The organism is Pseudonocardia broussonetiae, assembly GCF_013155125.1.
In the GTDB taxonomy this organism is placed as follows: Bacteria; Actinomycetota; Actinomycetes; order Mycobacteriales; family Pseudonocardiaceae; genus Pseudonocardia; species Pseudonocardia broussonetiae.
The window spans coordinates 6,399,745-6,414,072 of the sequence record NZ_CP053564.1 but is presented as its reverse complement, the minus strand read 5'-3'; the positions used below and the strand labels follow the sequence as shown (position 1 = coordinate 6,414,072).

Here is a 14,328-nt window from a genome sequence, read left to right as displayed (position 1 = left end):
CGATCCGGCCGCAAAGGCCGTTGACCGGCCAAATCCAGGGTGATAGTAATCAGTGACGGCGAGGAGGCCCGGATGAGTGACGTCGAGGTCGAGCAGCGCGGCGAGGTCGCCTGGATCCGCCTGAACCGACCGGACCGGATGAACGCCTACGACCGGGCGATGGGGGCGGAGCTGACCGGCGCGGTGCGCGACGCCTCGGCGGCCGGGGTCATCGTCATCACGGGGACGGGCCGGGCCTTCTGCGCCGGCGGCTACCTGGCCGAGCTCGCCGACCCGGACCCCGACGAGCTGCGCGGGATGTTCTTCGCGTCGCTGGACCTGTTCGACGCCATCCGCCTCTCGCCGCGCCCCGTGATCGCCGCGGTCAACGGCGCCGCGGCCGGCGGGGGCAACGAGCTGGTCGTCGCCTGCGACCTCGCGATCGCCGCCCGCAGCGCGAAGCTCGGGCAGACCGGCCCGCGCGTCGGCAGCGCCCCGGTGCTCGGCGGGACCAACCTCCTGGCCGTGTCGGTGGGGGAGAAGCGCGCGAAGGAGATCGCCATGATGTGCCGCCGCTACACCGCGGAGCAGGCGCTCGACCTGGGCTGGGTCAACGCCGTGGTCGACGACGACGAGCTCGAGGCCGAGGTCACGCGCTGGGCCGACGAGCTGCTGGCGCTGAGCCCCCGGTACCTGGAGATCTCCAAGACCTCGTCGAACATGTGGTGGAACGCCTGCCGCGACAACTTCGTCTCGGGCCTCGGGATGCTCGTGCAGGCCATCGGGTCGCCGGACATGCGCGAGGGCGCCGCGGCCTTCATGGAGAAGCGCCCGCCGCGGTTCCCGGGGCGGGCGCAGTGACGACGACCCCGGCGACGACGACCCCGGCGATGAGGTTCTACCGCGACCTCGTCCCCACCTTCGCCGACCGCTCCGCGTGGACGCTGCCCGCCGTGCTCCGGCACCGGGCCGTCACCCACGCCGACCGCGTCTTCCTCGACGTCCCCGGCCAGGACGTGCGCCTGACCCACGCCGAGGTGCTCGACGTGGCCGAGCGCATCGGGGGAGCCCTGCTCGACGGCGGCTGCGAGCCCGGCGACCGGGTGCTGCTGATGGCGGCCAACTCGGCCGAGTACATCACCGGCTGGTTCGGGGCGGCGGTCGCCGGGCTGGTCGAGGTGCCGATCAACACCGCCTACCGCGGGGCGTTCCTCGAGCACCAGGTGCGGACCGTCGACCCGCGGGCGGCGGTCGTGGACCCGGAGTTCGCCGCGCACCTGCTCGACGTCCCCGCCGCGGAGGCGATCCGCACGTTCTACGTGACCGGGCGCGGCACCGACTCCGGCGCGGCGCTGGCGCTGCTGCGGGCGGCGGGCCGGACGGCCGAGCCGTTCGACGTCCTCGCCTCGGCCCCGCGGCCCGCGGTGCTGCCCGAGGTCGGCGCGCGGGACCTCGCCGCCATCCTGTTCACCTCGGGCACCACGGGCCTGTCCAAGGGCGTGATGATGCCGCACGCCCACATGCACTTCTTCGCCGACGAGTGCGTCGCGCTCACCCGGCTCACCGACGACGACGTCTACATGTCGGTCGGGCCGCTGTTCCACGGCAACGCCCAGTTCCTCGCGGCCTACCCGGCGCTGATCGTGGGCGCCCGCTTCGTGCTCCAGCGCCGGTTCAGCGCGAGCCGGTGGATCGACCAGCTGCGCGCGTGCGGGGCGACCGTCACCAACTTCGTCGGCGTGATGATGGACTGGGTCCACAAGCAGCCGCGCCGCCCCGACGACGCCGACAACGCGCTGCGCTGCCTCTACGCGGTCCCGCTCGCCACCTCGGTCGCCGACGACTTCGCCGAGCGGTTCGGCATCGAGGCCTTCGTCGAGAACTTCGGGCTCACCGAGATCGCCATGCCGATCCTGACGCCCTACGGCGAGCCGCGCCCGCCCGGTGCGGCCGGGCTGCTCGTCGACGAGTACTTCGAGGTGCGCCTCGTCGACCCCGAGACCGACGAGGAGGTGCCCGTCGGCGAGGTCGGCGAGCTCGTCGTGCGGGCGGCCCTGCCGTGGACGATGTGCTCGGGCTACTACGGGATGCCCGAGCGCACCGCGGAGGCGCAGCGCAACCTGTGGTTCCACACCGGCGACGGCCTCCGGCGCGACGCCGAGGGCTGGTACTACTTCGTCGACCGGCTCAAGGACGCGCTGCGCCGGCGCGGGGAGAACATCAGCTCCTACGAGGTCGAGCAGCCGATCCTCGCCCACCCCGGGGTCGCGGAGTGCGCCGTGGTCGGGGTCCCGGCCGACGCGGAGGCGGGCGAGGACGAGCTGCTGCTCGTCGTCGTGCCCGAGCCCGGCGCCGGGCCCACCGCCGAGGAGCTCTGGCGGTGGTGCGAGGAGCGGCTGCCCGCCTTCGCCGTGCCGCGCTACGTGCGGTTCGCCGACGAGCTGCCGCTGGCGCCGTCGGGGAAGGTCCGCAAGGCGCCGCTGCGCGAGACCGGGGTCGACGCCGGCACCGCCGACCGCGAGCGGGCGCGCAGCCGGTCCTGAGAGGTCCCACCGATCGAGGAGTCGTCATGCGGGTGTGGTGCGGGGACGTCGGGGCGCCGGCGGACGTGGTCGTCGTGGGGTCGGGGGCCATCGGCCTCACGGCGGCGCTGGCCGCCGCCGACGGCGGCGCACGGGTCACGGTGCTGGAGAAGGCTCCCTACCTCGGGGGTACGGCGGCGGTGTCCGGCGGGATGCTGTGGGTGCCGCTGAACCGGCGGATGGCGGAGCTGGGCATCGAGGACGACCGGGACGCCGCGCTGCGCTACCTCGCCGCCGTCACCGCGGGGCGCACGGCCCCCGACGTCCTGGCGTCCCTGGTCGACCGCGGCCCGGAGATGCTCGAGTTCCTCGAGCGGCGCACCGGCCTGCGGATGGTGCCGATGGCCGCGTTCCCGGACTACCACCCGGAGTGGGACGGCGCGCACCCCGGCGGCCGCTCGCTGGACCCGGAGCTCTACGACGCCACGCACCTCGGCGGGCTCGCCGCGAGCCTGCGCCCCGACGCGCGCCTGCCGTTCACCATGCGCGAGTACGAGGAGTGGCGGATCTTCACCCGCTTCCCCGAGGAGGAGCTGCGGGCCCGGGCGGAGCGGGGCCTGGTCGCCCGGGGCCGCGCGCTGGTCGCCCCGCTCGTGAAGGCCTGCGCCGACGCCGGCGTGACGCTGGTGACCGACTGCCCGGCCGAGCGCCTGCTGGTGTCCGACGGAGCCGTCGTCGGCGTCACCGCGGCCGGGGGCGTGCGGTTCGAGGGGGCCGAGGTGGTGCTGGCCTGCGGCGGGTTCGAGTGGGCGCCGGACATGGTCGCCGACTTCCTGTCCGGCCCGGTGCACGGCAGCTGCAGCCCGCCGCACAACACCGGCGACGGCATCCGGATGGCGGCCAAGGCGGGCGCCGGGCTGGGGTCGATGCGCGAGGCCTGGTGGGGCCCGATGGTCCTGGTGCCCGGTGACGAGACCGACGGCGCGCCGACCGCGACGCTGCTGCGCTTCGAGCGCACCGGCCCGCACACCGTCATCGTCAACCGGGCGGGGCGCCGGTTCGTCAACGAGGCCCACAACTACAACGACATGACGAAGGCCTTCCACCTGTTCGACCCCCGCGCCTACGACTACGCGAACCTGCCGGCGTGGCTGGTGTTCGACCACCGCCACCTCGCCGAGTACGGCTTCCTCAGCCATCGGGCGGGCGCACCGACGCCGTCCTGGATCCGGACCGCCCCGACCGTCGCCGGGCTCGCCGACGCGACCGGCGTCGACGCCCGGGGCCTCGCCGAGACCCTCGAGCGGTTCAACGCCGGCGCCCGGGTGGGCGCCGACCCGGACTTCCACCGCGGGGAGAGCGCCTACGACCGCTACTGGGGCGACCAGCACGCGCCGCACCCCGCGCTGGGGCCGGTCGAGACGCCGCCCTTCTACGCCGTGCAGGTCGTGTCGGGCGTCATCGGCACCAAGGGCGGCGTGGTGACCGACGGCGACGGCCGCGCGCTCGACGCGTTCGGCGACCCGGTCCCCGGGCTCTACGCCGCCGGCAACACCACCGCCCACCCGATGGGCCCCGGCTACCCGGGCGCGGGCGCGACGCTGGGACCCGGTTCCACGATGGCCTACGCCGCGGGGCTCGCCGCCGCCGCCCGCCTGCGCGCCCCCGCCTGAGCCGTCCTCCTGAGCCGCACCCCACCACCACGAGGAGTCAGTCCATGCCGATCCCCACGCTCCTCGGGTCGCCGCTGGTCCGCGGACGGCTCGAGCTCAAGAACCGCACGGTCTTCCCGGGGCACCAGACGGTGATGTCGCGCGACGGCGTCGTCGGCGACCGGATGCACCGCTACTACCTGGAACGCGCGAAGGGCGGGGTCGGGGCCGTCGTGGTGGAGGGCGTCGCGGTGCACCCGACCGCGCCCAAGTTCCCCGAGTACCTGCTCGCCTACGACGAGGCCATCGTCCCGTCGCTGGACCGGCTCGCCGACGGGCTGCACGAGCACGGCTGCAAGGCGTGGGTGCAGCTCGCGCACAGCGGGTCGCGCATGGGCTCGCTCGACACCCAGCACGCGCTGTGGGCGCCCTCGGACGTGCGCAGCGCGATCTCCCCGGAGATCCCGCACGCCATGACCGAGGCGGAGATCGAGGAGCTGCTCGACGGCTACGAGGCGACGGCCGCCGTGGTCGCCCGCTCGCGCGTGGACGGCGTCGAGGTGCACTCGGCCCACGAGTACCTGCCGGCCCAGTTCCTGTCCCCGGTGAACAACCGCCGGACCGACCGCTGGGGCGGTTCCCCCGACAACCGCATCCGCTTCCTGCTCGAGGCGATCAGGCGGGTCCGCGCCGGGTTCGGCGACGAGCGGGTGGTCGGCGTCCGGCTCAACGGCAGCGACCTCCGCGAGGACGGCCTCACCTCCGACGACTACGTGGAGGTGGCGCGGCGCGTCGAGGCCACCGGGCTCGTCGACTACATCAGCGTCACGGCCGGCACCTCCGCGCACAACGAGATGATCGTGCCGCCGATGGACGTCGAGCACCGCGTCTTCGTCGACCTGGCGGCGGCGATCAAGAAGGTCGTGTCGACGCCGGTGATCGCCGTCGGCCGGATCACGCACGCCGCGTCCGCCGAGCGGGTCCTCGCCGACGGCTCGGCCGACGCGGTGGCGGTGGCGCGGGCGCAGATCGCCGACCCGCAGTGGGTGATCAAGAGCCTGACGGCTCCCGAGACGGTGCGGCCCTGCATCGGCTGCAACCAGGGCTGCTTCGGCAACCTCTACACGAACCGCGCCCTGACCTGCACCGTCAACCCCGCGGTCGGGCACGAGGCCGAGCTGGGGGAGGGCACCGAGCGGCCCGCCGCCGAGCCCCGCCGCGTGGCGGTCGTGGGGGGCGGGCCCGCGGGGATGGAGGCCGCCCTGACCGCGGCCCGCCGCGGCCACGAGGTGGTGCTGTTCGAGAGCGCCGGACGGCTCGGCGGGCAGGTCGTGACGGCGTCCGCCGTCGAGGCCCGCCGCGAGCTCGCCGGGATCGTCGAGTTCCAGGCCGCCGAGCTCGGCCGGCTGGGCGTGGAGGTGCGGCTGGGCACCGAGGCCACCGCCGACCTGCTCGGCGACGAGGGCTTCGGCACCGTCGTGGTCGCCACCGGCTCCGTGCCGCGGCCGCCGTCGATCCCGCACGCCGGAACCCCGGTCCTGACGCCGGAGGAGGCCGTCGCCGCCGACGGGGACTGGACCGGGAGGTCCGTGGTCGTCGTCGACGAGGTCGGGCACTTCCCGGCCTACCTCCCGGCCGAGGTCCTGGCCGACCGCGGTGCCCGGGTCGTCGTGGCGACGCCGCGGCTCTCCGCCGGGGCCAACCTCGACTCCTCGACCGTCGTCCGGATGCACCGGCGCCTGGCGCGCAAGGGGGTCGAGTTCCTCCCGCACGTGGCCGCCGTGGAGGTCACCGCGACGGGCGTCGCCCTGCGCGACACGCTCACCGACGTCGAGCTGGAGCGGCCCGCCGACGCCGTGGTGCTGGCCGCGGGCAACCGCGTCCGCGACCGGCTCACCGCCGAGCTCGCAGGGCGCGGGGTGCAGGTCGTCGCGGCGGGGGACTGCGTGGCGCCGCGCACGATCACCGAGGCCGTCCGCGAGGGGCAGCGGGCCGGTCGCGGGCTGTAGGGGTCAGCCGTGGTCGTGGGTGGGCTCGCGGTGGCGGGCCGGGTCGAGGGCGAGGTCGCCGTGGTCGCGCCTGCCCTGCACGAACGCGTCGAGGGGCAGGCCGAGCGCGGGCGGCAGCACCTGCGGCGTGCAGCTCCAGTCGTGCACGACGGTGCGCCGCGCGATCCGCCACCGGCCGTCGCGGCGCTCGAAGCGGTCGACGTAGCGGCCGGCGAAGAGGTCGAGGGACTCGCCGCCGCCGCCGCCGCCGTCGCCGTCGCCGTCACCGTCCGCCCGCCAGAGGTGGGCGAAGACGTAGGTCTCGACGTGCGCGGAGTCGCCGTCGAGCTCGATCAGCTCGTTCGCAACGGCGTGGGTGGTCCGGAGCGTGGCGCCGGTGAGCCGCTCGACGATGAAGTCGCCGAACTCCTCGCCGGGTCCCGTCCAGTAGCCGTGGTCGTCCCACGAGCCCTCGTGGTAGGCCGAGCGCACCAGGTCCGCGTCGCCGCGGTCGACGCCGCGGCAGTAGCGCATCAGGACGTCGTGGATCTCGGCGCGGTCCAGCAGGCGGCGCAGTCCGGCGTCGTCGACGGTCACGGGAACCTCCTCCTGCGAGGGTTGACACCTCGCTCTGCGCTGATAACGATATACAGGAATTGGCGGCGACGGAGCCGCCGGCGAGGAGGCGACGTGGACCGCATCGCACTGCCGGCCGGGGACGGTCGCGCCCCGCTGTGGGAGCTCGTCCCGGAGCTGGGCCCGGCGACCGACGGGTTCAGCCGGGCGGTGCAGGAGTGCGCCGTGCTCCCGGTCCGCGTGGCCGAGGCCGCTCGGATGCGCATCGCCGAGCTCAACGGCTGCGTCGTCTGCCGGGAGACCCGCGTGGACGACATGGCCGCGCACGGGATGGACGAGGACTTCTACGCCGGCGTCGGGGACCCCGCGCAGCGCCACCGCTACTCCGCCCCGGAGGTGCTCGCGATCGAGTTCGCCGAGCGGTTCGTCGCGGGTGCCGACGCCTTCGACGACGCCTTCTGGGCGCGGGTGCGGGCCGGGCTCAGCCCGCAGGAGGTCGTCGTGCTGACGGTGTCGGCGGCCAAGTGGCTCGCGCTGGGCCGGGTCAACGCGGTGCTCGACCTCTCGACGTCCTGCCCGGTGCGCCTCGCGCCGCCCACACCTGTCGCACCCTGAGCGGCACCCACCGAACACCTCACCGAGGAGCACGCATGGCGCAGCAGGACGCGAGCGGCACCCCCCTGGTCACGCTCGAGGGCCGGGTCGTCGTCGTCACCGGGGCGGGGCAGGGCCTCGGGGAGAGCACGGCGCACGTCCTCTCCGGGCTCGGCGCATCGGTCGTGGTGCTCGACGTCGACGCCGGGGCGGCGAAGCGCGTCGCGACGGAGGTCGCCGACGCGGGCGGGCGCGCACTGGCCGTCGAGGCCGACGTCGCCGAGGAGGGGTCGGTCGCGGCGGCGGCCGCGCAGACCGTGGAGCACTTCGGCACGGTCGACGGCCTGGTCAACAACGCCGGCGTGATCAGCTGGGCCCGCCTGGAGGACCTCGACGTCGCCGAGTGGGACCGGGTCATGGCGGTCAACGCCCGCGGGCTGTTCCTGTGCACCAAGCACTTCGGGGCGCCGATGCTCGCGCAGCGCAGCGGGAGCATCGTCACGATCTCCTCGGTGGCCGGGACGGTGCCCGAGGCGCGCGCCGGCTCCTACTCGCCGAGCAAGGCCGCGGCGATCATGTTCGCCCGGCAGATGGCGGTCGAGTGGGGTCCGCGGGGCATCCGCAGCAACGCGGTGAGTCCGGGCATCATGCGCACCCCGATGGCGGAGCGGTTCAACTCCGACCCCGACGCACTGCGGCGCAGGCTCGAGATGGTCGCCAGCAGGCGCATCGGGGACCCCGCCGAGGTGGCTGGCGTGATCGCCTTCCTGCTCAGCGACGCCGCGGGCTTCGTCAACGGCCAGAACCTCGAGGCGGACGGCGGCATGATGCAGATGATGATCGACATCCTGCCCCGGCCGGGCGTGCCGCGCGTCGCGGAGTGACCGGGCGCCCGGCGCCGGCGCGACGAGGTCCCCGGTGGGCGACGCAGGAGCCCGTGACGCTTGACACACGGCTCCCGGACCCGAGATTCTAGGTTCATCGTTATCAAGCATTCACCCCTCGGAAGGGGGAGCGATGAAGCCGGCACCTTTCGAGTACTGGGCCCCGACCTCGGTCGACGAAGCCGTGAAGATCCTCTCTGGGCTCGACGACCCCGGTGACGCCAAGGTCATGGCGGGTGGTCAGAGCCTGATGCCCCTGCTCAACCTGAGGCTGAGCCAGCCGTTGCACGTGGTGGACCTCAACGCGGTCGGCGGGATGTCCGACATCTCCCGCGACGGCAGCACGCTCACCATCGGCGCACTGTGCCGCCAGCGGACGGCCGAGCGGTCCGCCGACGTGGCCGCCGCGGTCCCGCTCGTCGTCGAGGCGCTGGGCCTCGTCGGGCACCCGGCCATCCGCAACCGCGGGACGATCGGCGGGAGCATCGCGCACGCCGACCCGGCGGCCGAGATGCCCGCCGTGGCGCTCTGCCTCGACGCCCGGATGGTGGCCCAGGGCCCGGGGGGCGAGCGGACCGTCGCCGCCTCGGACTTCTTCGACGGGTTCCTGTCCACCGCGCTGTCGGAGGACGAGGTGCTCACCGCGGTCCGGTTCCCGGTCGACGGGCCCGGGTGCGGAGCGGCGTTCGTCGAGGTCGCGCGGCGGCACGGCGACTTCGCGATGGCCGGTGTCGCCGCCCACGTGCGCCTCGAGGGCGACGTGATCGCCGAGGCGCGGATCGCGGTCTCCGGTGTCGGGCTCACGCCCGTGCGGGCGACCGGGGCCGAGGCCGGGCTGCGCGGGGCGGCGCCGGGCGACGACGCCTTCGCCGCGGCCGCCGCGGCCACGTCCGCAGCGCTCCACCCGGCGACGGACGTCCACGCGTCCGGCGCCTACCGCAAGCACGTCGCAGGCGTGCTCGTCCGGCGGGCCCTCGGGACCGCCACCGACCGAGCGAGGGGGAACCGGTGAGCCACCGGGAGATCACGGTGACCGTCAACGGGGCGGTCCGCACGGCCACGGTCGAGCCGCGGCGCACGCTGGCCGACTTCCTGCGCCAGGACCTGGGCCTGACGGCCACGCACCTCGGGTGCGAGCACGGCGTCTGCGGGGCGTGCACCGTCCTGCTCGACGGCGACACCGTCCGCTCGTGCCTGGCGCTGGCCGTGCACGCCGACGGCCACGAGGTCACCACGGTGGAGGGCATCGCCGAGCCGGGGGAGATGCACCCGGTCCAGTCGGCGCTGTGGGAGAGCGGCGCCTTCCAGTGCGGCTTCTGCACCCCCGGGTTCGTGATGACGATCTACGGCCTGGAGCAGGACGCGCGGGCCGGGCGGCCCTGCCCCCGCTCGCGGACCGAGATCCGCGAGGAGCTCTCGGGCAACATCTGCCGCTGCTCGGGCTACCAGGCGATCGTCGACGGGGCCGAGGCCGCGCTGACCGCCGCCACCGCGACCGCCACCACCACGACGGAGGGGGCACGATGAGCTCGAGCGTCATGGGCGGGTTCGTCGGGGCCCGGGTCAAGCGCCGCGAGGACGTCCGCATCCTGACCGGCACCGGGCGCTACATCGACGACGTGCAGGAGCGCGGCACGCTCACCTGCCACTTCGTCCGCAGCACCGTCGCGCACGCGCGCCTCGTCGGGATGGACGTGGCCGCGGCCCGCGAGGTGGAGGGCGTCGTCGCCGTCATCACCGGCGAGGAGATGGCGGCCCTGACCAACCCCCTCAACCTCGGCGCGCCGATCCCGAACCTGCTGAGCCCCACCTACACCGCGCTGGCCACCGGCAAGGTCCGCTACGTCGGGGAGCCGGTGGCGCTCGTCGTCGCGAGCGACCGGTACGTCGCCGAGGACGCCGCCGGCCTCATCGAGGTCGAGTACGAGACGCTCCCGCCGGTCGTGACGTCCGAGCAGGCGCTGGCCGAGGGCGCGCCGCTGCTGTTCGACGACGTGCCGGGCAACGTCATCCACACCGGCGAGATCGAGCACGGCGACATCGACGCGGCGTTCGCCGAGGCCGACCACGTGCTGACCGACCGGATCGACCAGCACCGGTGGGGCTGCGCCCCGATGGAGGGCCGCGGCGGGGTGGCGACCTTCGACCGCTCCACCGGGATGCTGACCTACGAGGCCTCCACGCAGACCACGCACCTGCTGCGGCTGCTGCTCTCGGGCTTCATCAACCAGCCGATCAACCTCATGCGGGTCGTCACCAGCGACATCGGCGGCAGCTTCGGCCTGAAGTTCTCGATCTACCGCGAGGACGTCGCCCTGTGCGCGGCGGCCAAGCACCTCGGCGCCTCGCTCAAGTGGGTCGAGGACCGCAACGAGAACCTCACCGCGGCGGGCGCCGCGCGCGACGAGTCGGTCACCATCGAGGCCGCCGTCAAGGCCGACGGGACCCTGCTCGGCTTCCGCGTGGGCATGGTGATGAACAACGGGGCCTACCCGATCATGCCGCCGGCCCCGGTCGTCACCAACATCGCCGGCTACATGCTCCCCGGTCCCTACCGGCTGCCGGCCTACCGCTTCTCCTCGACGGTGGCGTGCACCAACAAGGCCTCCTACATCTCGCTGCGCGGGCCGTGGGCGGTGGAGACGCTGATCCGCGAGCGGATGATGGACATGATCGCCCGGGAGGTCGGGATCTCGCCGGTCGAGGTCCGCAAGCGCAACCTCGTCCCGGTCACCGAGCAGCCCGTCACCAGCGGCGCCGGCTTCGTCATGGAGGGCGTCACCGCCTCCGAGACGTTCGACCGGCTCGTCGAGATGATCGACCTCGACGAGATCCGGGCCGAGCAGGAGCGGGCGCGCGCCGAGGGCCGGCTGCTCGGCTTCGGCATGGGCACCTTCTACGAGCCCGCTCCCGGCACCCCGGAGTTCTGGGGCTTGATCGGCTTCCCGTTCAGCCACGAGCCGGTGCGGCTGCGGATCGAGCCGGACGGCAAGGTCACGGCCTTCACCACCCAGGTGCCGCACGGCCAGGGCCACGAGACCACGCTGGCCCAGGTCATCGCCGACGAGATGGGCGTCGCCTACGACGACGTCCGGATCGTCTTCGGCGACACCGACGCCACGGTGTTCACCATGATCGGCACCGGCGGCAGCAAGGCCGGGATGATGGCCACCGGCGGCGCGATGGTCGCGGCGCGCGAGGTGCGGCGCCGGGTACTCGACATCGCCGCGCACATGCTCGAGGCCAACCCGGACGACCTGCAGATCCAGGACTCCGTGATCTCGGTCAAGGGCGCGCCCGCGTCGAAGGTGGCGCTCGCTGAGCTGGCCATGGGCTGCTACATGGCCCCCGGGATGATGCCGCAGGGCGTCGATCTCGACCTCGAGGCGACCGTGAAGTACGACGGGGAGAACGGCGGCTGGGGGCAGGGCAGCCACGCCTGCTGGATCGAGGTCGACCAGGAGACCGGCCGGATCGGGGTCACCCGCTACCTCGTCGTCGAGGACTGCGGGCGGATCATCAACCCGTCGGTCGTCGACGGCCAGGTGATCGGCGGCGTCGCGATGGGCCTGGGCGGGATGCTGCTGGAGCACTCCGCCTACGGCGACGACGGGCAGTACCTCGCCGGGACGTTCATGGACTACCTCATGCCGTCGGCGCCGGAGGTGCCCGAGATCGAGATCGTGCACCTCGAGTACGAGACCACGACGATGGTCGGGTCCCGGGGCGTCGGCGAGGGCGGCACCGTGCTCGCCCCGGCCGCGCTGCTCAACGCGCTCGACGACGCCTTCGCCCAGGTCGGCGGGAAGCGGATCACCGCGACCCCGCTGACCCCGACGAAGGTCCTCGGCGCGCTCGGGGTCATCGACGGCTGAGGCCCGCCCGCCCAGCAGCCGTCCAGTACACGCCCAGCACCCGTCCGGCCCCGCGCCGGGCGGGTGCTGCGCGTCCTGCCCCGCCGACCGCCGGCCGGGGCCACGAGATCGGAGCACGGAGATGCGCGACGACCCGCTGATGATCGAGGTCCGCTGCAACGAGTCGACGATGCGGGGCGCCAACCCGCACCTGCCGTACTCGTCCGAGGAGATCGTCCGGGAGGCCGTGCGCAGCCACGACGCCGGCGCCGCGATCATCCACTGGCACGGCCGCGACGCCGTGACGGGCGCACCGGACAACTCCGTGGAGCTCTACCGCGAGGCCGAGGAGGGCATCCGGGGGGCCACCGACCTCATCACCAAGCCGACACTGGGCTACATCAGCCAGAGCGGGGTGGAGGACCGGGTCAAGCACGTGCGCGCCCTGGCCGACGACCCGCGGCTGCGCTTCGACGCCGTGCCGGTCGACTTCGGCTCGATGAACATCGACAGCTGGGACGAGGAGGGGAAGCGGTTCGTCCCCGGTGACGGCGTCTACGTCAACAGCCGCCGCGACATCGCCTCGGTGCTGGGCGTGTTCGGCGACCTGTCGTCGTTCGTCACGACGGTGTGCTGGGACGTGGGCCAGATCCGCACCGCGCTCTGCTACCGCGAGATGGGGCTCGCCCCGTCCACCACGCTGTGGGAGTTCGTCTTCACCGGGGCGAGCAGGCCGTCGAGCGCGGGCACCAACGTGCACGCGCTCAACGCCATGATCGCGGAGATCCCGCCGGGCGAGCCGTGGCAGCTGATGTGCTACGGCGGTGACGTCCTGCCGCTCGCCGCGCTGGCGATCGTCCTGGGCGGGCACGTCTCGATCGGCCTGGGCGACCACGACTACGCCCGCTTCGGCACCCCGCACAACGGCGAGCTGGTGGCGAGGGTGGCGCAGCTGGCCGAGACGATCGGGCGCCCGGTCGCCGGGCCCGCCCGCGCCCGCGAGCTGCTGGGCATGGCGCCGCTGCCCCCGGCCTGAGGCGCGGGGCCGCGCTACCGGGGGCGCGTGAGCAGGACCGGGTAGCTGTCGTGGCGCACCTGGGCGCTGGCGGCCAGGACCGGCGGGCGGTCCGGGTCGGGCCGCACGCCCAGGGCGAGCAGCGCGCGCAGCACCTGCACGTGCACGCCGGGCGCGGCCGTGCTGCCCGTGACGACGGCGCGGCCCAGGCACAGGTGCGGCCCGCTGCCGAAGGCCAGGCCCCACGGCCGGACGCGGTCGGGCAGCGGGCGGCCCGGCCGGAACGCGTCGGCGTCGGGCCCGAACACCGCGGGGTCGCGGTTCGCCGCCACGAGGTCGACGGCCACGTGCTCGCCCTCCCGGATCAGCCGGCCGTCGCGCAGTCGCACGTCGCCCAGCGCGCGGCGCACCAGCGCGACCGTGGGGGGACGCAGCCGCAGGGTCTCGAACACGGCGTCGCGGAGCTCGTCGTCGGTCGGGTCGCCGGTGGTCGGGTCGCCGGTCGTCGGGTCGTCGACGAGGCCGCCCAGCGCGTGGGCGGTGTGCACCAGCAGCGCGGCGTTGTTCAGCGTCGAGGCCGCCAGGAACAGCACCACCTCCCGCACCGCGGCGTCGTCGTCCCACTCGGCGCCGTGCGCGGCGAGCAGAGAGAGCAGGTCGGTGGGTGCGTCGCCGCGCTCGACCAGCGCGGCCCGGCGCCGGGCGGCCGGGGTGTGGAAGCGGTCGACCAGCGCGTCCCGGGCGGCCTCGCCCTCGGCGATCACGGTGGCGTGGTCACGGGTGGACCACTCGACGGTGACGGCCTCCAGCAGCGGGCCGAGGTGGTGCAGGAGCTCGGCGGTCGCCGCGGGGTCGGTGACGTCGTCGAACCCGATGAGCGCGGCGGCGAACTGCAGGAACACCGCGCGCCCGAACGGGACGAGGTCCGCGGCCCAGCGGTCGCCCTCGGGGCGGACGGCCTCGGCGAGGCACCGGTCGAGCGTGCGGGCGACCACGTCGTGGTAGTCGGCCAGCGCGCCGCGCGTGACGAGCGGGCTGAGCAGTCGGCGCCGGTGCAGGTGCCCGGGCCCGTCGAGGACCAGGACCGTGCCGCCGATCAGCGGAGCGCTCTCGTGCTTGGACTCCTGGGCGAACCGGCGCGACCCCAGGATCTCGTCGGCCTCGGCGAAGCCCTCGACGCGGGCGAGCTCCTGGTCGTTCATCCGGCTCCGATCGACGGTCTTGACACTGCATACTATGTTACTAGTTATGCCCACGGCGAGGA

12 protein-coding genes are annotated in these 14,328 nt (G+C 74.2%); 10 read left to right on the top strand and 2 right to left on the bottom strand.

Annotation, left to right across the window (positions count from 1 at the left end):
* Positions 1-72 precede the first annotated feature (72 nt).
* Genes HOP40_RS31100 through HOP40_RS31085 form a run of 4 tightly spaced genes read left to right on the top strand, consistent with a single transcriptional unit; the run spans position 73 to position 6,162 of the window.
* Complete coding sequence (locus HOP40_RS31100; protein ID WP_172165984.1) at positions 73-840, top strand: enoyl-CoA hydratase/isomerase family protein; 768 nt, start codon at positions 73-75, stop codon at positions 838-840.
* 29 nt (positions 841-869) lie between these two features.
* Positions 870-2,522 (top strand): AMP-binding protein, encoded by a 1,653-nt coding sequence (locus HOP40_RS31095; protein WP_172165981.1) that lies wholly within the window; start codon positions 870-872, stop codon positions 2,520-2,522.
* Between the two features lie 26 nt (positions 2,523-2,548).
* A complete protein-coding gene (locus HOP40_RS31090; protein ID WP_172165978.1) occupies positions 2,549-4,174 on the top strand; it encodes an FAD-dependent oxidoreductase in 1,626 nt (541 codons plus the stop codon).
* 44 nt (positions 4,175-4,218) lie between these two features.
* Positions 4,219-6,162, top strand: a complete 1,944-nt coding sequence (locus HOP40_RS31085) for an oxidoreductase (RefSeq protein ID WP_172165975.1) — start codon at positions 4,219-4,221, stop codon at positions 6,160-6,162.
* A 3-nt stretch (positions 6,163-6,165) separates the two neighbouring features.
* Here HOP40_RS31085 and HOP40_RS31080 read toward each other — a convergent pair whose 3' ends face one another.
* Positions 6,166-6,738: a nuclear transport factor 2 family protein gene (locus HOP40_RS31080; RefSeq protein ID WP_172165972.1), complete on the bottom strand. Its 573-nt coding sequence runs from the start codon at positions 6,736-6,738 to the stop codon at positions 6,166-6,168.
* A 93-nt stretch (positions 6,739-6,831) separates the two neighbouring features.
* Here HOP40_RS31080 and HOP40_RS31075 point away from each other — a divergent pair, with 93 nt between their 5' ends.
* The 6 genes from HOP40_RS31075 to HOP40_RS31050 all read left to right on the top strand — a co-directional run bounded on the left by HOP40_RS31075 (position 6,832) and on the right by HOP40_RS31050 (position 13,085).
* On the top strand, positions 6,832-7,332 hold the full coding sequence (locus HOP40_RS31075; RefSeq protein ID WP_172165969.1) for a carboxymuconolactone decarboxylase family protein: 501 nt from the start codon (positions 6,832-6,834) through the stop codon (positions 7,330-7,332).
* 35 nt (positions 7,333-7,367) lie between these two features.
* Entirely contained in the window at positions 7,368-8,195 is an 828-nt protein-coding gene (locus HOP40_RS31070; protein WP_172165965.1) for an SDR family NAD(P)-dependent oxidoreductase, read from the top strand.
* A 133-nt stretch (positions 8,196-8,328) separates the two neighbouring features.
* Positions 8,329-9,207 (top strand): FAD binding domain-containing protein, encoded by an 879-nt coding sequence (locus tag HOP40_RS31065; protein ID WP_172165962.1) that lies wholly within the window; start codon positions 8,329-8,331, stop codon positions 9,205-9,207.
* The gene (locus HOP40_RS31060) at positions 9,204-9,722 is read left to right on the top strand and encodes a (2Fe-2S)-binding protein (RefSeq protein WP_205346982.1); all 519 of its coding nucleotides are present in this window, start codon (positions 9,204-9,206) and stop codon (positions 9,720-9,722) included. Before HOP40_RS31065 ends, HOP40_RS31060 begins: the two co-directional genes overlap by 4 nt.
* Positions 9,719-12,070 carry a xanthine dehydrogenase family protein molybdopterin-binding subunit gene (locus tag HOP40_RS31055; RefSeq protein ID WP_172165959.1) on the top strand — a complete coding sequence of 784 codons (2,352 nt, stop codon included), beginning with the start codon at positions 9,719-9,721 and terminating at the stop codon, positions 12,068-12,070. The genes HOP40_RS31060 and HOP40_RS31055 overlap by 4 nt, the downstream gene beginning before the upstream one ends.
* A gap of 121 nt (positions 12,071-12,191) precedes the next feature.
* A complete protein-coding gene (locus HOP40_RS31050) occupies positions 12,192-13,085 on the top strand; it encodes a beta-keto acid cleavage family enzyme (RefSeq protein WP_172165956.1) in 894 nt (297 codons plus the stop codon).
* A gap of 14 nt (positions 13,086-13,099) precedes the next feature.
* On the opposite strand, the gene HOP40_RS31045 is transcribed toward HOP40_RS31050, so the two are convergent.
* Positions 13,100-14,266: a cytochrome P450 gene (locus HOP40_RS31045; protein ID WP_172165953.1), complete on the bottom strand. Its 1,167-nt coding sequence runs from the start codon at positions 14,264-14,266 to the stop codon at positions 13,100-13,102.
* Positions 14,267-14,328: the final 62 nt, after the last annotated feature.